General features: G+C 74.0%; 18 protein-coding genes. 9 read left to right on the forward strand and 9 right to left on the reverse strand.

What is annotated here, in order from left to right:
• Positions 1-99 precede the first annotated feature (99 nt).
• Complete coding sequence (locus AB3M81_RS01220) at positions 100-2262, forward strand: CDP-glycerol glycerophosphotransferase family protein (protein WP_412902088.1); 2163 nt, start codon at positions 100-102, stop codon at positions 2260-2262.
• Here the strand turns inward: AB3M81_RS01220 and rfbA are convergent.
• Positions 2235-3098, reverse strand: a complete 864-nt coding sequence (gene rfbA, locus AB3M81_RS01225) for a glucose-1-phosphate thymidylyltransferase RfbA (RefSeq protein WP_412902089.1) — start codon at positions 3096-3098, stop codon at positions 2235-2237. The genes AB3M81_RS01220 and rfbA overlap by 28 nt on opposite strands.
• Before the next feature lie 64 nt (positions 3099-3162).
• On the opposite strand from rfbA, the gene rfbB reads away from it, so the two are divergent.
• A complete protein-coding gene (gene rfbB / locus AB3M81_RS01230; protein ID WP_412902090.1) occupies positions 3163-4161 on the forward strand; it encodes a dTDP-glucose 4,6-dehydratase in 999 nt (332 codons plus the stop codon).
• A gap of 10 nt (positions 4162-4171) precedes the next feature.
• On the forward strand, positions 4172-5479 hold the full coding sequence (locus AB3M81_RS01235) for a sugar nucleotide-binding protein (RefSeq protein ID WP_412902091.1): 1308 nt from the start codon (positions 4172-4174) through the stop codon (positions 5477-5479).
• 207 nt (positions 5480-5686) lie between these two features.
• Here the strand turns inward: AB3M81_RS01235 and AB3M81_RS01240 are convergent, their stop codons facing one another.
• Positions 5687-6523: an alpha/beta fold hydrolase gene (locus tag AB3M81_RS01240; protein WP_412902092.1), complete on the reverse strand. Its 837-nt coding sequence runs from the start codon at positions 6521-6523 to the stop codon at positions 5687-5689.
• The gene (locus AB3M81_RS01245) at positions 6520-7221 is read right to left on the reverse strand and encodes a lysoplasmalogenase family protein (RefSeq protein ID WP_412902093.1); all 702 of its coding nucleotides are present in this window, start codon (positions 7219-7221) and stop codon (positions 6520-6522) included. The genes AB3M81_RS01240 and AB3M81_RS01245 overlap by 4 nt, the downstream gene beginning before the upstream one ends.
• Positions 7222-7261: 40 nt before the next feature.
• On the opposite strand from AB3M81_RS01245, the gene AB3M81_RS01250 reads away from it, so the two are divergent.
• Positions 7262-7666 carry a pyridoxamine 5'-phosphate oxidase family protein gene (locus tag AB3M81_RS01250; RefSeq protein ID WP_412902094.1) on the forward strand — a complete coding sequence of 135 codons (405 nt, stop codon included), beginning with the start codon at positions 7262-7264 and terminating at the stop codon, positions 7664-7666.
• Here AB3M81_RS01250 and AB3M81_RS01255 read toward each other — a convergent pair whose 3' ends face one another.
• The 6 genes from AB3M81_RS01255 to AB3M81_RS01280 all read right to left on the reverse strand — a co-directional run bounded on the left by AB3M81_RS01255 (position 7667) and on the right by AB3M81_RS01280 (position 13653).
• Entirely contained in the window at positions 7667-8923 is a 1257-nt protein-coding gene (locus AB3M81_RS01255; RefSeq protein WP_412902095.1) for a DUF1501 domain-containing protein, read from the reverse strand.
• Positions 8920-10383, reverse strand: coding sequence for a DUF1800 domain-containing protein (locus tag AB3M81_RS01260; RefSeq protein ID WP_412902096.1), 1464 nt, complete (start codon positions 10381-10383; stop codon positions 8920-8922). The genes AB3M81_RS01255 and AB3M81_RS01260 overlap by 4 nt, the downstream gene beginning before the upstream one ends.
• Positions 10383-11330: a spore germination YkwD domain-containing protein gene (locus tag AB3M81_RS01265; RefSeq protein ID WP_412902097.1), complete on the reverse strand. Its 948-nt coding sequence runs from the start codon at positions 11328-11330 to the stop codon at positions 10383-10385. The genes AB3M81_RS01260 and AB3M81_RS01265 overlap by 1 nt, the downstream gene beginning before the upstream one ends.
• A 102-nt stretch (positions 11331-11432) precedes the next feature.
• On the reverse strand, positions 11433-12281 hold the full coding sequence (locus AB3M81_RS01270; RefSeq protein WP_412902098.1) for a DivIVA domain-containing protein: 849 nt from the start codon (positions 12279-12281) through the stop codon (positions 11433-11435).
• Between the two features lie 65 nt (positions 12282-12346).
• A complete protein-coding gene (locus tag AB3M81_RS01275) occupies positions 12347-13195 on the reverse strand; it encodes a coiled-coil domain-containing protein (protein WP_412902099.1) in 849 nt (282 codons plus the stop codon).
• Positions 13192-13653, reverse strand: coding sequence for a hypothetical protein (locus AB3M81_RS01280; RefSeq protein WP_412902100.1), 462 nt, complete (start codon positions 13651-13653; stop codon positions 13192-13194). The genes AB3M81_RS01275 and AB3M81_RS01280 overlap by 4 nt, the downstream gene beginning before the upstream one ends.
• Before the next feature lie 167 nt (positions 13654-13820).
• Here AB3M81_RS01280 and AB3M81_RS01285 point away from each other — a divergent pair, with 167 nt between their 5' ends.
• The 5 genes from AB3M81_RS01285 to AB3M81_RS01305 are packed head-to-tail and all read left to right on the forward strand — an operon-like array spanning position 13821 to position 19402.
• Entirely contained in the window at positions 13821-14987 is a 1167-nt protein-coding gene (locus AB3M81_RS01285; protein WP_412902101.1) for an efflux RND transporter periplasmic adaptor subunit, read from the forward strand.
• Positions 14984-15676: an ABC transporter ATP-binding protein gene (locus AB3M81_RS01290; RefSeq protein WP_412902102.1), complete on the forward strand. Its 693-nt coding sequence runs from the start codon at positions 14984-14986 to the stop codon at positions 15674-15676. Before AB3M81_RS01285 ends, AB3M81_RS01290 begins: the two co-directional genes overlap by 4 nt.
• Positions 15673-16899 (forward strand): ABC transporter permease, encoded by a 1227-nt coding sequence (locus tag AB3M81_RS01295; protein WP_412902103.1) that lies wholly within the window; start codon positions 15673-15675, stop codon positions 16897-16899. The genes AB3M81_RS01290 and AB3M81_RS01295 overlap by 4 nt, the downstream gene beginning before the upstream one ends.
• Positions 16900-16916: 17 nt before the next feature.
• On the forward strand, positions 16917-17684 hold the full coding sequence (locus AB3M81_RS01300; protein ID WP_412902104.1) for a DUF5666 domain-containing protein: 768 nt from the start codon (positions 16917-16919) through the stop codon (positions 17682-17684).
• Positions 17681-19402, forward strand: coding sequence for an efflux RND transporter periplasmic adaptor subunit (locus tag AB3M81_RS01305; protein ID WP_412902105.1), 1722 nt, complete (start codon positions 17681-17683; stop codon positions 19400-19402). The genes AB3M81_RS01300 and AB3M81_RS01305 overlap by 4 nt, the downstream gene beginning before the upstream one ends.
• The last annotated feature ends 53 nt before the right edge of the window (positions 19403-19455 follow it).

Below are 19455 nucleotides of genomic sequence, written 5' to 3' on the forward strand. Positions count from 1 at the left end.
CGCATTTTCGGCTGCGGCACGTGCATCCCGTTCCGAAAGTCGCCAGCGGGAGCCGAGGCACGCGCGGCCGGTGCGGTCGATCACGGATAGGTTGACCGCGTGGACCTCGTGCGCAGGATGATGCAGCGGCTGCGCCGTCACGGCAGTGACGACGGCCCGTCGCCGCACGCGCTCGCCAAGCGGGTGCGCACCGCGTTCAGGCTCGACGACGACGGCTGGCAGCGCCTCGTCGCCGAGGTCCGGGCCGGCGCCGAGTCGTGGTCGCGCGCCGACTGGTGGGACCTGCCCGTCCGCGACCGCGTCGCGCTGTACTGCGCCTCGGCGGGTGACCGCGACACCGTCCACCGGCTCGCCGAGTCCCGCACCGTCCACGGTCCCACGTTCCTCGTCGCCCGCGACACGCACCGCATCGACCTCGGCGAGGAGGCCGAGGCACCGGGCTGGCTGTTCGCGGCACAGGAGCACGACCTCGTCGCCCGCGTCTCCGTCGAGGTCGCCGGGGCGTCGCCCGTCTACGTCGCGGGCACGTCGTTCGTCTCGGGCCTGGCGTTCGATCCTGAGGCCGACCGCGTGACGGTCACGGCCCGCGCTGCCGCGCCGGTCGACGTGGACCTGACGATGCGCCCCGATGCCGCCGCCGACGCCGAGAGCGGCGAGCGCTGGGCCGACCAGACGCACGCCTCGTGGTGGGCGCGCCTGGACGCCGACCGCACCGAGCCGATCGAGCTGACGGTCACCGTCGAGTCCGACGGCGTCGTCCGCACCACCGAGCTCACCATCCCGCCGCTCGACGAGACGGTCGTCCCCGTCCACGCGCGCGAGACCGCGGCCGGCATCGAGCTGTCCGCCGACGACGTCGAGCACGTCCGCGTCGCGTCGCTCACCGAGGACTGGGGGCACGGCCACGCGCCGCTCACGCTCGACGCCCGCTGCGACCGCTTCGGCACGATCACCACGATCCCGTCGGGCCGCTACTCCGTCACGGCGGACGTCCCGCTCGACCTCGCCGACCCGGGCGCGCTGACGCGGCCGCTGGCGGAGCGCTCGATCGACCTCGTCGACCTGCTCGTCACGGTCCGCGGCTGGTCGCCGGGCGAGTCCGACGTCTCGATCGTGGTGCGCAACCCGATCCCGGTCGAGGACCGAGGCCGCCGCCGCCAGCGGCTGCTCCTCGACGAGGTCCGTGAGCAGGCCGGGCCGCTGCGCGACCGCGCCGTCGCGATGTGCTTCGGCGGCTCGGGCGCCGGCGACAGCGTCGCGCCGATCACGCGCGAGCTCGTCCGCCGCGGCATCCCCGTCGACTGGGTCGTCACCGACCACTCCGTCGCCGTCCCCGAGGGCATGCGCCCGGTCCTGCTGCACTCGCGCGAATGGCACGAGGCGTTCACGCACGCGCGGTACCTCGTCAACAACTCCGAGTTCCCGCACTACGTCCGGTTCCGCGAGGGCCAGCGGTACCTGCAGACGTGGCACGGCACGCCGCTCAAGCGGATCGCGAACGACATCGTCGCGCCGAAGGTCTCGGCCGGCTACCACGCCGCGATGCTGCGCGAGGCCGTCGCGTGGGAGGCGCTGGTCGCGCAGAACGCGTACGCGGGCACGGTCCTGCCGAACGCGTTCGGCTTCGCCGGCCGCACGATCATCGAGGGGTATCCGCGCAACGACGCCCTCGCCGTCGACGACGGGCTGCGCGAGCACACGCGCGCCGCGCTCGGCCTCGGCGACGAGCTGGTCGTCCTCTACGCGCCGACGTGGCGCGACTCGGCGCGCGACGCGCGGGGACGCCGGGCCTTCGTGTCGCACCTCGACGCCGCCCTGGTCCACGAGCGCACCGGCGCGACCGTGCTCGTGCGCAGCCACAGCAACGCCGCCGCGGCGCGCGGCCGGCTCGCCGCCCCGGGGGTGGTCGACGTGACGACGCACCCGAACATCACGGCGCTGCTGGCGGCCGCCGACGTGCTGGTCACCGACTACTCCTCGGTGATGTTCGACTTCGCCGTGACGGGCCGGCCGCAGGTGCTGCTCGTCCCCGACGTGGCGCAGTACCGCGACGAGCGCGGCTTCTACCTCAACCTGCAGGACAACCCGCCCGGACCCATCGTGACCTCCACCGAGGAGGTCGTCGAGCTGCTGCGCGACCCCGCCGCCATCGAGGTGCCCTCGGCGTTCCGCCACCGGTTCGCCCCGCTCGACGACGGGGAGGCGACGGTGCGCGTGGTCGATGCCTGGCTCGGTCAGGACCCCAGCAGCCCCAGCAGGTAGTCGCCGTAGCCGCTCTTGACGAGCGGCTTGGCCAGGTCGGCCAGCTCGGCGTCGGTCAGCCAGCCCTGGCGCCAGGCGATCTCCTCGGGGCACGAGACCTTGAGGCCCTGCCGCTTCTCGATCGTGCGCACGAAGGCGCCTGCGTCGGCGAGGTCGTCGAACGTCCCCGTGTCGAGCCACGCCGTGCCGCGCGGCAGCACCTCGACCTGCAGCGTGCCCTCGTCGAGATACGTGCGGTTGAGGTCGGTGATCTCGAGCTCGCCGCGCGCCGACGGCTTGAGCGCTCGGGCCCGCTCGACGACGGTGTTGTCGTAGAAGTACAGGCCGGGGACGGCGTAGTTGCTGCGCGGCACCTTCGGCTTCTCCTCCAGCGAGACCGCACGGCCCTGCTCGTCGAACTCGACGACGCCGTAGGCCGTGGGGTTGGCGACGTGGTAGCCGAAGACGGCCGCGCCCACGGTCTGGTCGAAGCGCTGCAGGTTGGTGCCCAGGCCCGCGCCGTAGAAGATGTTGTCGCCGAGGACGAGCGCCGAGCCCTCCTCGGCGATGTGGTCGGCGCCGATGACGAAGGCCTGCGCGAGGCCGTCGGGGGAGGGCTGCTGCGCGTACGAGATGTTGACGCCGAAGCGCGAGCCGTCGCCCAGCAGGCGCTGGAAGGACGCGGCGTCGTGGGGCGTCGTGATGACGAGGATGTCCTGGATGCCGGTCGCCATGAGGGTCGACAGCGGGTAGTAGATCATCGGCTTGTCGTAGACCGGCACGAGCTGCTTGCTGACGCCGAGCGTGATGGGGTGCAGGCGAGATCCGGTTCCCCCGGCCAGGATGATGCCGCGCATGCTGGCACCCTACTGTTCGAAAGACGGCCCCGTGAGGGGTTCGATCACCGTTACGCTCGGCGCCATGCGACGCATGCTGGTCACCGGGGGAGCCGGTTTCATCGGGTCGAACTTCGTCCGCCACGTCGTCGAGCACACCGACGACCGCGTCACCGTCCTGGACAAGCTGACCTACGCCGGCAGTCGCGCGTCCCTCGCCGGCCTGCCCGAGGACCGCGTCCGCCTCGTCGTCGGGGACGTCGCGGACGCCGGGCTGGTCGACTCCCTCGTGGGCGAGCACGACGCCGTCGTCCACTTCGCCGCCGAGTCCCACAACGACAACTCGCTGGCCGGTCCGCGGCCGTTCCTCGACACGAACATCGTCGGCACGTACACGCTGCTGGAGGCCGTGCGCCGCCACGACGTGCGCTACCACCACATCTCCACCGACGAGGTCTACGGCGACCTCGAGCTCGACGACCCGGCACGGTTCACCGAGTCCACGCCGTACAACCCGTCGAGCCCGTACTCCTCGACGAAGGCGGGGTCGGACCTGCTCGTGCGGGCGTGGGTCCGGTCGTTCGGCGTGCGCGCGACGATCTCGAACTGCTCGAACAACTACGGTCCCTGGCAGCACGTCGAGAAGTTCATCCCCCGGCAGATCACGGGCCTCATCGACGGCGTGCGGCCGCGGCTGTACGGCGAGGGGCTCAACGTCCGCGACTGGATCCACGTCGACGACCACAACGCGGCGGTGCTCACGATCCTCGACCGCGGCCGGGTCGGCGAGACCTACCTGATCGGCGCCGACGGCGAGCGGTCGAACCGCGAGGTCGTCGAGGCGCTGCTGGCGCTGTTCGGCCGCGCGCCCGACGACTTCGACCACGTGACCGACCGCGCCGGCCACGACCTGCGGTACGCGATCGACTCGACGAAGCTGCGCACCGAGCTGGGCTGGCGGCCGCGCTACGCCGACTTCTCGGCCGGCCTCGCCGACACGGTGCGCTGGTACCGCGAGCACGAGGACTGGTGGCGGCCCGCGAAGGCGGCGACCGAGGCCAAGTACGCCGCATCCGGTCAGTGAGGGGGAGCCGATGAGGATCGAGAACACGCCCGTCCCGGGCCTGCTCGTGGTGCACCTCGACGTGCACGGCGACAGCCGCGGCTGGTTCAAGGAGAGCTGGCAGCGCGAGAGGATGACCGCCGCCGGCCTGCCCGACTTCGGTCCCGTGCAGCAGAACGTCTCGTACAACGGCTTGGCCGGGACGCTGCGCGGCATCCACGCCGAGCCGTGGGACAAGTTCGTGTCGGTCGCCGCGGGTCGCGCGTTCGGTGCGTGGGTCGACCTGCGCGAGGGGGACTCGTTCGGGACGACGTTCTGGACCGTGCTCGACACGGCCACCGCCGTGTTCGTGCCGCGCGGCGTCGCGAACTCCTACCAGGTGCTCGAGGACGGCACGGCGTACTCGTACCTGGTCAACGACCACTGGAGCGCCGACGCGACGTACGTCAACGTCAGCGCGCTCGACCCCGCGCTGGGCATCCCGTGGCCGCTGCCCGTGGCCGAGATGTCCGACAAGGACCGCGGCCACCCCGTGCTCGCCGAGGTGCGCCCCATGGCGCCGCGCCGGACGGTCGTGGTCGGCGCCGGCGGCCAGCTCGGCCGCGCCCTGCAGCGCGTCCTGCCCGACGCGGAGTTCCACGACTTCCCCGAGGTCGACCTGGCGCGCCCCGAGACGCTCGACTCGATCGACTGGAGCGGTGTCGGGACGGTGATCAACGCGGCGGCGTACACGAACGTCGACGGCGCCGAGACGCCCGAGGGCCGGAGGCTCGCGTGGGCCGTCAACGTCACCGGCGTCGCGGCGCTGGCCCGCATCGCGATCGCCCGCGGCCTCACGCTCGTCAACGTCTCGAGCGACTACGTCTTCGACGGCACCGCCGAGGAGCACGAGGTCGACGAGCCGGTCTCGCCCCTCGGCGTCTACGGACAGACGAAGGCCGCGACCGAGGCGGTGACGTCGGTGGTGCCGCGGCACTACCTCGTCCGCACGAGCTGGGTCGTGGGGGAGGGGGCCAACTTCGTCGACACGATGCGCCGGCTCGCCCGCGAGGGCGTCTCGCCGGATGTCGTGGACGATCAGTTCGGCCGCCTCACGCCCGCCTCGGTGCTGGCCGAGGGCATCGTGGAGCTGCTGCGTTCGGGCGCGCCGTACGGCGTGCACCACGTGACGGGCCGCGGCCCCGTCGAGTCGTGGGCGGACATCGCCCGCCGCGTGTTCGCCGAGGAGGGCCGCGACCCCGCCGACGTCACGGGGGTGTCGACCGAGCAGTACCTCGCCGGCCGCGGCGACCGCCCGACCGCTCCCCGGCCTCGCCACTCCGCGCTGCGGCTGCCGTAACGGTTTCCCCGGTTAAGCAGGAAAACCGTCACTGAACGAGGGTTGCGCACCACGCTCAGTGACAGGAAACCTCGTTCAGTCACCTGCAGGCACCGGATCCACGGAGTCTGGCCCTCCGACCGCCGAGGCGAGCACGCGTCGCGACCGAACGAGGTTTCCTGTCACTTCACGAGGGAAGCAACCCTCGTGAAGTGACAGGAAACCTACTTAACCGGGGAAACCGTCACCCCGGACCCGCGCGAGGATCTCGGCGGCCAGCAGTTCGGGGTGGGTGTCCGGGAGCCAGTGGCCTCCGTCGACCTTCACGAACCGGTAGTCGGCGGTGACGTGGTCGCCCGTGCGCTCGGCGCCGTAGCGGCCGAGGGCGAGGTCGCTCTCGCCCCACACGAACGTGGTGGGCACGGTGACGTCCGGCGTCGAGGCCAGCTCGGGACCCATCGCGCGGTACCAGTTGACCGAGGCCGTCAGCACGCCCGGCTCCTGGAACCGCTCCGCGTAGGCCTGCTCGTCGGCCGGGTCGATGTCGCCGCCGTACATGGCGCGCAGGCGTGCCGCGTCGTCCTCGAGCAGCACGCGCTCTGCGCGGCCCTCCTGGCGCAGCAGTCCGATGTACGCGGCGCGCTGCTGCTGGTCCGGATCGACCGACAAAGCCTCGTTGTACGCCGAGAGGTGCGGCACCGAGACCGCCGTGAGGCTCAGCACGTGGTCGGCGTGCGCGGTCGCGACGACCCACGAGACCGCCGCGCCCCAGTCGTGCCCGACGAGGTGGAAGCGGTCGTGACCCAGCGCCGCGGCGATGTCGACGACGTCCTGGGCCAGCGTGGACGTGCGGTAGTGCTCCACGCCCTCGGGACGGGCGCCCGGGCTGTAGCCGCGCTGGTCCGGGACGATGACGCGCAGGCCCTCCGCGGCCAGCCGGTCCGCGACGGCGCGCCACGACCGGCGGTCCTGTGGCCAGCCGTGGAGCAGCACGACGGGCGTGCCGTCCTCGGGCCCGAGCAGGTCGACGTCGAAGGTCAGGCCACCGGCCTGCACCGCGCTCATCGGGCGGCCTCCGGCATCGTGGGCCAGCAGTCGGTTCGTCGGGTCGGGTCGAAGCCGACCTCGCGGCTGCGGGCCTCCTTGAACACGATCGCGGTGGCCAGGAAGAACAGCGCGAGGCTGTAGGTCAGCATCACGACGAACCCGCCGAATGCCGAGTCCTCGGGCACGCGCTCGGCGATCCGTGCGGCGATCAGCCCGTCGCTGAACAGGAAGAGCAGCGCTCCCACCCCGGCGCGCAGGTCCACGGCCAGGGCCGTGGCTGCCGTCGTCGAGAGCAGCGCGGCGTACACGACGACGGGCACCCGCAGGCCGGACTCCAGGCCCGGCCACACCCACACGAGCAGTGCGACGGCCGCGACGAGCAGCGCGAGCGGGATCCACGGGCGGGCCCGCAGCCGCTCCAGCGCGCCCCGCCGCGCGAAGAAGGTCACGAAGCACACGTGCGCCGCGGCGAACGCGGCCATGCCGGCGATGAACAGGTCGTCGATCTCGAGGAACAGGTCGCCGAGCAGGCAGCAGGCGAGCGCCAGCACGAGGAGGCGGGGCCCGCGCTGCTGCACGACCCACGCGGCGAGCAGGGGCGCGATGAGGCACTTCGTGACGCTGTCCCAGGGCCGGGCGTCCGCGAGGACGAGGGCCAGGTGCGCCACGACGGCGAGGCCGAAGGCGGCCAGCCAGGGGCTGCGGAGGGAATCCATGGCCACACCGTAACGTGCGTCACACGTGCACAATGGAGGCATGAGCACCGGAACCATCCAGGAGTTGGGCGAGGACGATTGCCGCGAGCTGCTGGGCGTGGGGCGTTTCGCCCGCGTCGCCTTCCGGCGGGACGGACGGCTCGAGCTGCTGCCGGTGAACTACGCGTACGACGCCGGGATCATCCTGATCCGCACCACCGCCCATTCGGGCCTCGCGACGATCGTCGGCAACGAGTTCGTCCTCGAGGCCGACCACCACGACGACACGTACCAGACCGGCTGGAGCGTCACGGTCCGCGGCACGGCGCAGCTCGCCAGCCAGGAGCAGATCGACTCCTTCGGCTCGCGCATGCCGAACTCGTGGGCGGGCGGCGACGATCCGATCCACGTCGCGATCTCGGCCGACGAGCTCAGCGGCCGCCGCGCCCGCGCCTTTCCGGCCTGATCAGCGCCGCATGAACCCGAGCGTCGTGCGCGACAGCCCGGGGAACACCGTGCCGATGCCGACCTCGGGGAACCGCGCCTCGAGGATCTCGGCCAGCACGCTGCGGTAGTCGGTCGTCACCGCGAGGTCGCCGTCGACGGTGCGGCCCGTGCCGAGCGTCGGCCAGTTGGCGTAGAAGCCGCCCTTGACGCCGGCGCCGAACGCGAAGACCGCGTTGCCGTAGCCGTGGTCGAGGCCCGCCGCGCCGTTCTGGTCGAGCCGGCGGCCGAACTCGCTGAGCGTCACGATCGTGACCCGTGACGCGTGCGGTCCGAGGTCCTTCAGGAACGCCGCGATGCACTCGGACATCGCCTTGATCTGGTTGCTGATCCGCCACGTGATGTCGACGTGGTGGTCCCAGCCGCCGAAGTCCACCGCGATCGCGCGCACGCCGACGCCCGCGCGGATGAGCGCCGCGGAGCTGGCGAGCGCCTCGCCGAGCTCGTTGTACTTCGGGTACACCGCGCCGTTCTGGGGGCCCTTCTTCTCCTCGGCGCCGATGACGCCCGTGCGCCGGTCGAGGGCGATGGCCTCCTGCCCGGCGCGGCCGATGACGGTGCCCGCGTCGGCGTACATGTCGGCCAGGGCCGTGCGGATGCGGGGACCGTACGTGGCGTTGCCGGCCCACGGCGCGGACAGGGACCCGAAGTCCGAGGTCGCGAACGAGGGCTCGGGGCCGATGAGCGAGGTCGGCATGACCGTCTCGCCGACCTGGATGCCGTCGAAGATGTCGTTGGAGGTGAAGCAGCCGATGACGCGGTTGAGCCATCCGACACGCTCGGGCGAGCCGGGGTCGGCGTCCTCGACCAGCTCCATCGCCTCGAAGTGCGAGCGGTTCGGCGTGGGCAGGCCGACGGCGTGGATCGCGGCCATCTGGCCGGCGTTCCACAGGTCCTCGAGCGGCTTGAAGGACGGGTGCAGGCCGAACGTGGCGTCCTTGGCGAACATCGCGGCATCGTTCTTCACGGCGATGCCGGGGCGCCGCTTGTAGTACTCGGTCTCGGCGTGCGGCACCATCATCGACATGCCGTCGGCGCCGCCGCGCAGCGACAGCACCACGAGGATGTTGCCGTTCGTGGCGCCGTAGGCGGTCGACGTGAGCACGTCGCCGAACATCGCCGTCGAGACCCCGGCCATGCCGATGAGGCCGGCCGACTTGAGCAGGTTGCGGCGGGTGACGCCGTAGTCGGCGCAGGACGTTTCGTGTCCGTCGGTCATCGCAGCATCGCCTCCGGGGAGCTGAGGATCGCCGTGCGGACGAGCGTGACGATCCACGCCAGGCCGTCCCGGTGCCAGGACTTGTCGAGGACCCACGTCTGCGGGTCCACCTTGGGGTCGACGAGGGTGCCGGCGGCCCTGACGGTCTCGGCACTCGCGCGGTGGCCGGTCATCATGACCGACTGGTGGTGGACGAGCTCGGCGAAGGGCAGCGGCCACATGGGCGGGACGACGTCGCGCAGCGCGGGCCGGGTGGCCTGCTTCAGTGTGCCCTCGACGCTGGCCATCCAGCTGCGGACGGTCCACGAGCGCAGCATGCGGGCGGGGGAGAGGTACGTGTCGGACTTCTCGGGTGCGCCGTCGGGTCGCGGCCACGAGTACAGCGCCTGTCCCGTCCAGCTGCAGTACCAGGAGAACGAGTCGACGTGCGAGTCCGCGCCGGCGCCCGTCGGCACGATGTCGCACGCGCGCTGCGTGGCCAGCACGTCCTCGATGGGGGTGCGCGCCTTCTTCCGCACGGCGGCGCGGAAGGCGTCGTGGCCCACGAGGGTGCGCAGGCAGGCCTTGATGTCGGTCCCCGAGGACAGGTAGGTCTGCGTGACGGCGTCGACGACGCTCTGCGCGGGCTCGTCGCTCACGAACCGGACGCACAGCCGCCTGGCGATGCGCGCGGCCGTCTCGGGCCGGGTCGCCAGCCAGTCGAGGTAGGCGTTCAGCTCGGCGCGGCCGTCGGCGCTGGCGTTCTCGAAGCGACGTCCCATCACGGTCACGGCGCCCACGTGGTGGCGGGCGGGGTCGTAGCCCGCGGCGTAGTCCTTGCCGACGGCGACGGTGAAGCCGGTCAGCAGCCGCGCGGAGGCCTTCACGTCGTCCTCCGTGTAGCCGGCGGCGCGACCGACCGTGTAGAGCTCGAGCAGCTCGCGGCCGAGGTTCTCGTTGATCTGCTTCGCGGTGTTGCGGTGGTTCGACAGGTAGCCCGACATGGCCGGGTGCGTGACGGCGGCGCGCAGCAGCTCGCGGTAGGTGCCCAGGGCGTGGGGGCGGATCGCGGTCGCGTCGTAGTCCATGCGCCACGGGAAGCTCGAGTCCTCGCCGACCGGGATGTGCAGCAGGTTGGACCAGAAGTCGGTCATCATCTCGTGCACCTGGTTGGCGGCCACGACGCGGCGCGAGAGCGTGTAGGTCACGAGCGCGTTGCCGTACTGCCAGCCGCCGAACGTGCCGGCCCGGTTGTTCTCCCACGCGGTCGCGGGGGAGTCCTTCAGCCGCGGGAACCACGCGAGGGTCGCGTCGGCGTCCGGGTCGGGACCGGGGGACAGCTGCGCCTCGAACCATGCGGTCGCGCTCGGGTGGCGCAGGACGTCGGCCTCGAGCCGGGCGTTGTGGCCGTACGTGAAGCGGCGCACGAGGTGCAGGGCGGCGGCGGACAGGCGCGGCTGGGTGCCCGGGACGGCGACCATCAGCACACCCCCGCGGACCTGGTCGACGCGGCGGTGGAGGCGACCAGGACCGTCAGCCACCGGGCGCCGCCGGAGGCCGGCGCCGCGACGCCGTACTCGAACGCGGGCGCGTCGTGGCAGGCGGTCAGCAGCCGGGTGGTCTCGCCGTAGGGCGACGAGAGCCAGGCGTCGACGGCGCCGGCGGCGGCATCACCGGCCGGGCCGCTCCCGCCGATCGCGCGGGTCACGGCCCACACCGTGCGGCCGGGGCACGCGGCGGCGGGCAGCGTCCGTCCCGCGGCGCGGTGCTCGCGGGCGCCGGGATCGACTGCACGGCCCTGCTTCGCCATCCACGCGCTGTGCTCGCGGGCGTAGGCCGTGAGGCAGGCGTCGGCGCCCTCGTCCGTCGCGGCGGTGACGGCCGGGCGGGCGTACGTGCGACGGGCTGTGGTGACCGCGTTCAGCAGCGTCCGCTCGTCGGCCGAGAGGGTGGCGTCGCGGTGCGCGACGATGCGGACCCGCGCCGTGACGGCGACCGAGGCGGAGGTGCCGGCGCGGTGCGTGTGCGTCTTCCCGCCGACCCGGTGACGCAGGCGCGGGGTCGTGGCGCGGTAGCGGGTGGTGCCGGTGGGCGGCGTCACGACGACGCTCGCCGAGGTCCGGACCGTGCGGCGGGTGACCTGCCGCCACGCCTTCGCCCGCGCGTCCCAGCGCTGCACGCGGACGGACCGGGCGTGCTTGGTCGACGTGCGGATCCGCAGCGTCACGCGCGCGCCGGCGTCCACGGTGCGCGGTGTCGCGGCGAGGCGCAGCTCGGGCGTGCGGGCCGCGGCCGGCTGCTCGAGGTCCTGGCGGACCGGGGCCGCGGTCTCGCGGCGCTCCTGCGCGACCACGAGGGCAGCGCCGGCCAGCGTCGTCACGACGACCGCGACGAGAGCCGCGAGACCGATGTGACGACTGTTACGCATGCGCACGATGATGACTCATCGTGCGGCTCTCGCGCCAGTCGATTTCTCCGGAGAAGATAGGAAAAATCGAGCCCGGCCCACACCGGTGGGCCGGGAGAGGGATCAGACGCGCTCGGCGGAGACCTCGAAGAGCTCGCCCTGGTCGGGTCCGCCCTCGCCCGTGAGGCTCGCGAGCGCCCGGCGGACGTTCGCCAGCTGGGCGTTGAGGCTGTCGCGGCGCCGCTCGATCTCGGCGAGCTCGCGCTCGGACTCGGTACGGATGCGCTCGGCCTCGTCCTTGGCCTGCGTGACGATCGCGAGCGCCTGGCGACGGGCCTCCTCGGTGCGCTCGCGCTCGATGCGGTCGGCCTTCTGGCGGATCTCCTCGACGGTGGCGCGGCGGGTGGCGAGGTCCTGCTCGATCTCGGCGACGGCGCGCTCGTGGTCGGCGCGGACCTTGGCCAGCTCCTGCTCGGCGGCGGCGGCCGCGGCGGCGGCCTCGTCGCGCGCCTGCTGGACGATGCGCGCGGCCTCCTGCTCGGCGGCGGCGCGGGTCGACTCGGCGTACGCGTCGGTCTCCCGGCGGGTCGCGGCGTCGTAGGCGTCGGCCTCGGCGCGCGTGGTCTCGGCGTAGGCGTCGGCCTCCTCGCGCGTCGTGGCCGAGTAGGCGTCGGCCTCCTTGCGCGAGCGGCGAGCGGCGTCGGCGGCGTCCTGGCGCGTGGTGTCGGCCTCCTTGCGCGCCTGCTTGCGCAGGTCCGCGGCCTCCTGCTCGGCGAGGCTCAGGATCTTGCCGACCCGGTCGCCCAGGTGGGTGAAGTTCGGCTCGGTGACCGCCTTGAGCCGGTCCTCCACCTCGGCGATCTCGTTGCGGAGCGCCTTCGCGTGCTCCTTCAACGTGGCGATGTGGGCATCGACCTCGGACGGGTCGTACCCGCGCATGACGGTGCGGAAGGGCGAAGTCGAGTTGCTCATGGTGGCTCCATTGTTTCAGAGCGGGCAACCCCGCGCCGACCCCTGCTGGAGATCTCGCTCACGCCTCAGGACGTGGTGACGTCCCGGGGGTGCGGGGCGGTCGCGGTGAGTGTGCCGAGCACCGCTCGCAGCTCGGCGAGCTGGGCGTTGACGGCGTCCCGGCGCTGTGTCGCCAGCTCGATCTCGCGCTCGGCGTCCGCGCGGAGCCGGTCGGCCTCGGCGCGGGCGTCGGCCACGAGCGAGGCCGCGTGCGAGTGCGCCTCCTCGAGGATCCGCCGGGACTCGGCACGCGCCGCGGCCCGCTCGGCCTCGACCTCGTCGTGCTGCTCCGCGATGCGGCGCTCGAGTGCGTCGAGGCGGGCCCGCTGCTGGGCCTCCGCCTCCCGGAACGCGGCGTCGGCCGCCGCCTGCCGGTCGGCCAGGGCCTGCTCGAACGCCGTGGTCGTGTCCGCCACGTGCGTGCGCTGCCGGTCGAGGAGCCGCTCGGCCTCCTCGCGCCGCGCCGCCGCCTCGCGGTCGGCGGCGTCCAGGACGTCCGCGGCGCGCAGTCGCGCTCCCTCGACGGTCTGTGCCGCGGCGGCCTCGGCGTCCGCCCGGAGCCGCCGGGCCTCGAGCTCGGCCCGCTCGCGGTGCCGGTCGAGGTCCTCGGCGACCTCCTCGCGCTCGGCGTCCAGCTCGGCGCGGACGGTGCGTCGCAGCTCGTCGGCCTCCTCGGTGGCCAAGCGGAGAATCTGCAGCATGCGCTCGCCCAGGTGCTCGTACGTCGGGGGCTCGTCCCGGGCCGGGGTGTCGCGCAGCGGCACGTCGGCGCGCAGGCGCTCGATCTCGGCCTCGAGCCCACGGACTCGCGAGGTGACCTGCTCGGGGTCGAAGCCGCGCTTCACGAGGCGGAAGTCGGCGGGCGGGCTGGTCATGCGGGCGGGTCCTCCTGGGTGGGGGCGAAGGTGTCGATGACGTCGGCGATGCGGGCGAGCTCGTCGGCGGCACGGGCCCGGGCGGTCAGCACGTCGTGCGCCTCCACGTGGGCCGCCGCCAGCACGGCCTCGGCCTCACGCTCCATCCGCTGGGCGCGGCGCTCGGCGTCCCGCAGCATCGCGGCGACCCGGTCACCGGCCGCGGCGACGATCGCGCGCGCCTCGTCGGCCACGCCGGCCAGCTGGGCGATGGCCGTGTCGCGCATCTGCTCGGCGTCGGAGTAGAGCAGCCGCGCCTCGGCCTCGACCCGGTGCGCCTCGGTGAGGATCGCGCCGGCCCGCTCGGTCGCCGCCGCCTCGAGCTCGGCCGCCACCTCCTGGGCCTGCCGCAGGAGATCGGCGACACCGCGGGCGTGCTCGGTGGCAGGCCCGGCCCCGGAGGAGTTCTCGGCCGTCATGGTGGCGACAGTGTTCCACGGCGCGCGCCGCTCCGTTCACGGTTTCGACGCCTTTCTCCACGGGCGGGACAAGGGCGGCGCCTGGTGCACAGGAGGCGCACAGGAACGCCGCAGCGACGCCACATGTCGGCCCACGAGAGTCGTCCGGACATCACCTGGAGGACTGCATGGGAAGAATCGCGCGCCTGCTCGGCACCCGCCGGCGCCGGCTGCTCGCGGCGGCCGTCGTGCTCGTCGTGACCGCGTCGACCTGGTACGTCGCGCGGCCCGGCGCCGGCGCGACGGCCACGACCACGACCGCCACGGCGACCACGTCGACCGTCGAGGACACCGTGACCGGCAGCGGCACGCTGGAGCCGAGGCGCTCCGCGACGCTGACGTTCGACTCGTCCGGCGTCGTGACGACGGTGCGCGTCGAGGCCGGGGACACCGTGCGGCGCGGCACGGTCCTGGCCGCGATCGACACGACGGCGCTCGAGGCCGCCCTCGCCTCCGCCGAGGCGCAGCTCGACGCGGCGGAGACGACCGCCGCGAACGACGGCTCCTCGTCCGCCGCCCAGCAGGCCGCCGACACCGCGCGCGTGGCCAGCGCCCGGGCCGACGTCGAGGCGGCGCGCGAGGCCCTGGACGCGGCCACCCTCACGGCGCCCTTCAGCGGGCAGGTCGCCTCCGTGGGGTATGCGGAGGGCGACCGCGCGGGGTCGTCCGGCACGACCGGCGGGAGCGGCCAGCCCGGCGCGACCACCGCTGCCACGTCCACCTCGGCCGCGGGCATCACCGTCGTGACCCCGCGTCGCCTCGTCGTGACCGCCGACGTGGCCGCGGCGGACGTCGAGCGCGTCACACGCGGCCTGCAGGCCGAGATCACCCCGACGGGCGCGAGCGAGCCGGTCTACGGGACGGTCACGTCCGTCGGCCGGGTCGCCGAGACGGCTTCGGACGGCACCGCGACCTTCCCCGTCACGGTCGAGCTCACCGGCACCCAGGACGACCTCTACGCGGGCACGTCGGCGGACGTCTCGATCATCGTCGAGTCGCGCCAGGACGTGCTGACGGTGCCGACGGCGGCCCTCACGACGCGAGACGACGCGACCTACGTCGAGAAGGTCACGGACGACGGCACCGAGCGCGTCGAGGTCGAGGTGGGCGACACCTTCGGCCCGACGACCGAGATCCTCTCCGGCCTGAGCGCGGGGGACGAGGTCCGGTACGCGCAGGCGTCACGCCCCGGCGGCCGGGGCTCCGGCTCGGGCGACCGCGGCGGCCTGCCCGACGGCATCGAGCCGCCCACAGGCGGCATGCCCCCGGCCGGGTTGCCCGGAGCCGCCGGATGAGCGCCCTGATCAGCCTGCGCGACGTCCGCAAGGTCTACGCGACGGGCGCCGTCGAGGTCGCCGCGCTCGACGGCGTCAGCCTCGAGGTGGAGTCCGGCGAGTACGTCGCCGTGGTCGGCCCCTCGGGCTCGGGCAAGTCGACGCTCATGAACATCCTGGGCTGCCTCGACGTGCCGACCGAGGGCACCTACTCGCTCGCGGGGGAGGACGTCTCCACCCTCGACGAGACGCGCCTGGCCGACGTGCGCAACCGCCTCATCGGGTTCGTCTTCCAGCAGTTCAACCTGCTGCCGAGCCTGCCCGCCTGGCGCAACGTGGAGCTGCCGCTGGTCTACGCCGGCGTCGGCCGCGACGAGCGGCGCGCGCGCTCGATGGCGGCGCTGGAGCGCGTCGGCCTGGGAGACCGGGCCGAGCACCGCCCCGGCGAGCTCTCGGGCGGCCAGCAGCAGCGCGTCGCCGTGGCCCGCGCGCTGGTGACGGAGCCGGCGATGGTCCTCGCGGACGAGCCCACCGGGAACCTCGACTCGAGGTCGACGGCCGACGTGCTCGCCCTGTTCGACGAGCTGTCGCGGCTGGGCCGCACGATCGTGCTGATCACCCACGAGCGCGAGGTCGCCGAGCGTGCCGGCCGCCGGGTCGTCGTCCGCGACGGCCGGGTCGCCGACGAGTCGATGTGGAGTCCCGCATGAACTGGGCCGAGACCCTCCGCACCGGCCTGGCCGCCGTGCGGGCGCATGCGCTGCGATCCGCGCTGACGATGCTGGGCATCGTCATCGGCGTCTCGTCCGTGATCCTGACGGTCGGCCTCGGCCAGGGCGCCCAGGACGAGGTGGCCGAGCAGATCGACGCACTCGGCAGCAACCTGCTGGTCGTCTCGCCGGGCAGCTCCACGTCGGGAGGCGTGCGCGGCGGCTTCGGCTCCGCGACGACGCTGACGGTCGCCGACGCCGCGGCGATCGCGGACCCGGCGGTCGTCCCGGACGTCGCGCGCGTCGCGCCGGCGACGACCTCCTCGGTCTCGCTCGTCAACGGGACGACGAACTGGACGACCTCGCTGGTCGGCACCACCGCCACGTGGGCCGGGGTCCGCAACCGCACCGTCGCGGACGGCCGCTTCTTCACGAGCGCCGAGGCCGAGTCCGGCGCCCGCGTCATGGTCCTCGGACCGGACACGGCCGACGAGCTCTTCCCGGCCGGCTCACCGGTCGGGCGGACGGTCACCGTCGGTGGCCGGGCGTTCACCGTGATCGGCGTGCTCGACGCCTCGGGCGGCTCGTCCGCCGAGGCCAGCCAGGACGACACCGCCGTGGTGCCCCTCGCGGCCGCCTCCGCGGCGACGGGATCCACGGGCACGGCGCTGTCCGCCGTCTACGTCGAGGCGGCCTCGGCCGAGCGGCTGTCCGCGGCGTACCAGGAGATCGAGGCGCTGCTGACGAACCTGCACGACCTCACCGCCGCCGACGAGGCCGACTTCACGATCACGAGCCAGGCGTCCCTGCTCGAGACCGCGAACGCGACGAACCGGACCCTGACCGTCCTGCTGGGCGGCGTGGCCGCCATCTCCCTGCTCGTCGGCGGGATCGGCGTCATGAACATCATGCTCGTCTCGGTCACCGAGCGGATCCGGGAGATCGGCCTGCGCAAGGCGCTCGGCGCCACGCCCGGGGTGATCGGCCGACAGTTCCTGGTCGAGGCGTCGATCCTCGGCCTCGCGGGCGGACTCGTCGGCGTGACGCTCGGCGTCCTCGGCGCCTGGCTCCTGCCTCCGCTCATCGACCAGCCCGTGTCGGTGTCCGCGCCCGCCGCCGCGCTCGCCCTGCTGACGTCCCTCGCGCTCGGCGTCGGGTTCGGGGTGTACCCCGCCACCCGCGCTGCCCGCCTCACCCCGATCCAAGCCCTCCGCAGCGAATGACCACGACTGGAGCACCCATGAAGCGCATGTTGTCCCTGACCGCCACGGCCCTCGCCCTGACCCTGTCGCTCGCGGGGTGCGGGACCGACGACGAGCCCGCCGAGAGTGCCGCCGCCGCGCAGTCCGCACCCGACGAAGCCGGAGGCCCCGGTGGCCGCCCCGGCTCGGGGAAGGTCGCCGCGGTCGACGGCTCGACCGCCCAGGTCCAGGGAGCCGGCGGCCAGACCGCCGTGAGCTGGACCGGCTCGACGACCTTCACGCAGGAGGTGGCCGGCGGCTTCGACGACGTCACGAAGGGCGCGTGCGTCCTGGTGGCGGGCGAGGGCGACGAGGACGCCGTGACGGCGACATCGGTCCGCATCACGCCGGCCGTCGACGGCGAGTGCGCGGGTCCCGGCGGCCGCGGCGAGCGTCCCAGCGACCTGCCCACCGACCGGCCGTCGGACGCCCCGACCGGCGCCCCGCGCGGGGAGCGGCCCGCGGGCGGCATGACGGTCGGCACGGTGACCGCCGTGACGGGCGACGGGTTCACCGTCGAGCCATCCGGGGTCGGCGACGGCGCCAGCGTCACCGTCTCCGTCACCCAGGACACGACGTTCACCACGACGCAGGAGGCGGACGGGTCCGCCGTGGAGGTCGGCGTCTGCGTGCAGGCGCAGGGCGAGCCGGACTCGGCCGGGGCGGTGAGCGCGACCTCCATCGCGATCAGCGCGGCGACCGACGGCGAGTGCTCGAACGGCTTCGGCGGACGTCCGGGCGGACCTCGCGGCGAGGACGACCGGTGATCCGGGTCGGCCGGCGCACGACCGTCGCGGCCGTCGCCGCGTGCCTCGTCGTCGCGGCCGGTGCCCTGACGTTCGGGTCGAGCGCGGACGTGACGAGGTACCGGACCGCGGCCGCCACGGTCGGCGACGTGACCCGGACGGTCACCCACGACGGCACGATCGCGGCCTCCCGCCGCTCCGACCTGGCGTTCGCGACCGACGGGACCGTGCGCAAGGTCGCGGCCGGCGTCGGCGACGAGGTCGAGGCGGGCGACGTCCTCGTGCGGCTCGACACGACCGACCTGCGTGCCGAGGTCGTCCGGGCGGAGGCGGACCTCGCCGAGGCCGAGGCGTACCTCGAGGACGTCAGCGACGGGCAGATCGACACCGTCACCCGCAGCCTGGGCGGGGGCGCCACGTCGGGCGCCTCGACGACCCGGACCGGGGCGGTCGTCCCGGCGGTCGTCTCCTCCGCGACCGCGACGACCATGCGCTTCGCGAGCAGCACCAGCACCGACCTCGAAGCGGCCGTCGCCGAGCTGACCGCGCAGCAGGCCGCGGTCACCACGGCGCAGTCCGAGGCGACGGCCGCGCTCGCCACCGCCAAGGAGGCCCTCGCGACCCAGAGGAGCTCCTGCGAGGATCCGGACGCGGACGACGGGTCTCAGGCGGGCCTGACGCAGGCGTGCACCGAGGCACTGGGATCGGTGGAGGAGGCGCAGGACGTCGTCGCGCAGCGACAGCAGAGCCTCCAGAGCGCCCTCGAGAGGCTCGGCGCCACGCTGACGGCGGCCGTCGAGAGACTCGGCGAGGCGGATCCCGAGCCCAGCACCGAGCCCAGCGCCGAGCCCAGCGCCGGCCCGCGTGCCGACGACGACGCCGAGGAGACGCCACCGGCCGGCTCGGCCGCCGGTGCGGACCGGGACGCCGCCAGGAGTGCGCCGGACGGGGCGGCGGGCGGTGACACGAGCTCGCCCAGCACCGGCGGGCAGTCCGGCACGACGGCCACGGCCGCGGACCTGGCCTCAGCCCAGGCGGACGTGGACACGGCCGAGGCGGCCCTGGCCTCGGCGCGGGCCGACCTCGAGGCGGCCACGATCACCGCGCCCTTCGACGGCACGGTCGCCGCGGTGGACGTCGTTGGCGGCGACACGGTGGCGGCGGCCGACCGGGGGATCGTGCTGATCGGCGACGGCGCCACGACGGCCACGCTGAGCGTGCCCGTGGACGAGCTCGGCGAGCTGGCGGTCGACCAGCAGGCCACGGTCACGACCGCCGCCGGCGCCACCGCGACCGGGCGCGTCTCGGCCATCGGGCTCGCGCCGGAGACCGCCGACGGCGAGTCCTCCACCACGACGTACGCGGTGACCGTGCTGCTCGACGGCGACGTGTCCGCGCCCGAGGGCTCGGCAGCCTCGGTCGCGTTGGTCACCGGGACGGCGGCCGACGTGGTCACGGTCCCGACCTCCGCGATCACCCGCCGGACCGCCACGTCCGGCACGGTGCTCGTGCTGGGCGCGGACGGCGAGGTCTCCCGGACGCAGGTCGGCCTCGGTCCCGTGAGCGGCACGGTCGCAGCCGTGACCGAGGGGCTCGACGAGGGCGCGCGGGTCGTCCTGGCCGACCTCGAGGCCGATCTGCCGAGCAGCGGGACGGCCGACACGCGGTCGATCACGGGCGCCGGACGGGGGATCGGACCCCAGGTCGGCGGCACGCCGGGTGGGCGACGCGCCTCCTGAGGCGGGCGGCGTCGTCCCTAGGATGGGGCGGCGGGGGTCGCCCGTACGCCTAC

Origin of the sequence: Aeromicrobium jepli, from assembly GCF_047246605.1 — a bacterium.
Taxonomy (GTDB): Bacteria; Actinomycetota; Actinomycetes; order Propionibacteriales; family Nocardioidaceae; genus Aeromicrobium.

Coding starts and splice junctions, on each gene's coding strand:
- rfbA (WP_412902089.1), bottom strand. CDS start 3,098: ATGCGCGGCATCATCCTGGCCGGGGGAACCGGATCTCGCCTGCACCCC.
- rfbB (WP_412902090.1), top strand. CDS start 3,163: ATGCGACGCATGCTGGTCACCGGGGGAGCCGGTTTCATCGGGTCGAAC.
- AB3M81_RS01235 (WP_412902091.1), top strand. CDS start 4,172: ATGAGGATCGAGAACACGCCCGTCCCGGGCCTGCTCGTGGTGCACCTC.
- AB3M81_RS01240 (WP_412902092.1), bottom strand. CDS start 6,523: ATGAGCGCGGTGCAGGCCGGTGGCCTGACCTTCGACGTCGACCTGCTC.
- AB3M81_RS01245 (WP_412902093.1), bottom strand. CDS start 7,221: ATGGATTCCCTCCGCAGCCCCTGGCTGGCCGCCTTCGGCCTCGCCGTC.
- AB3M81_RS01250 (WP_412902094.1), top strand. CDS start 7,262: ATGAGCACCGGAACCATCCAGGAGTTGGGCGAGGACGATTGCCGCGAG.
- AB3M81_RS01255 (WP_412902095.1), bottom strand. CDS start 8,923: ATGACCGACGGACACGAAACGTCCTGCGCCGACTACGGCGTCACCCGC.
- AB3M81_RS01260 (WP_412902096.1), bottom strand. CDS start 10,383: ATGGTCGCCGTCCCGGGCACCCAGCCGCGCCTGTCCGCCGCCGCCCTG.
- AB3M81_RS01265 (WP_412902097.1), bottom strand. CDS start 11,330: ATGCGTAACAGTCGTCACATCGGTCTCGCGGCTCTCGTCGCGGTCGTC.
- AB3M81_RS01270 (WP_412902098.1), bottom strand. CDS start 12,281: ATGAGCAACTCGACTTCGCCCTTCCGCACCGTCATGCGCGGGTACGAC.
- AB3M81_RS01275 (WP_412902099.1), bottom strand. CDS start 13,195: ATGACCAGCCCGCCCGCCGACTTCCGCCTCGTGAAGCGCGGCTTCGAC.
- AB3M81_RS01280 (WP_412902100.1), bottom strand. CDS start 13,653: ATGACGGCCGAGAACTCCTCCGGGGCCGGGCCTGCCACCGAGCACGCC.
- AB3M81_RS01285 (WP_412902101.1), top strand. CDS start 13,821: ATGGGAAGAATCGCGCGCCTGCTCGGCACCCGCCGGCGCCGGCTGCTC.
- AB3M81_RS01290 (WP_412902102.1), top strand. CDS start 14,984: ATGAGCGCCCTGATCAGCCTGCGCGACGTCCGCAAGGTCTACGCGACG.
- AB3M81_RS01295 (WP_412902103.1), top strand. CDS start 15,673: ATGAACTGGGCCGAGACCCTCCGCACCGGCCTGGCCGCCGTGCGGGCG.
- AB3M81_RS01300 (WP_412902104.1), top strand. CDS start 16,917: ATGAAGCGCATGTTGTCCCTGACCGCCACGGCCCTCGCCCTGACCCTG.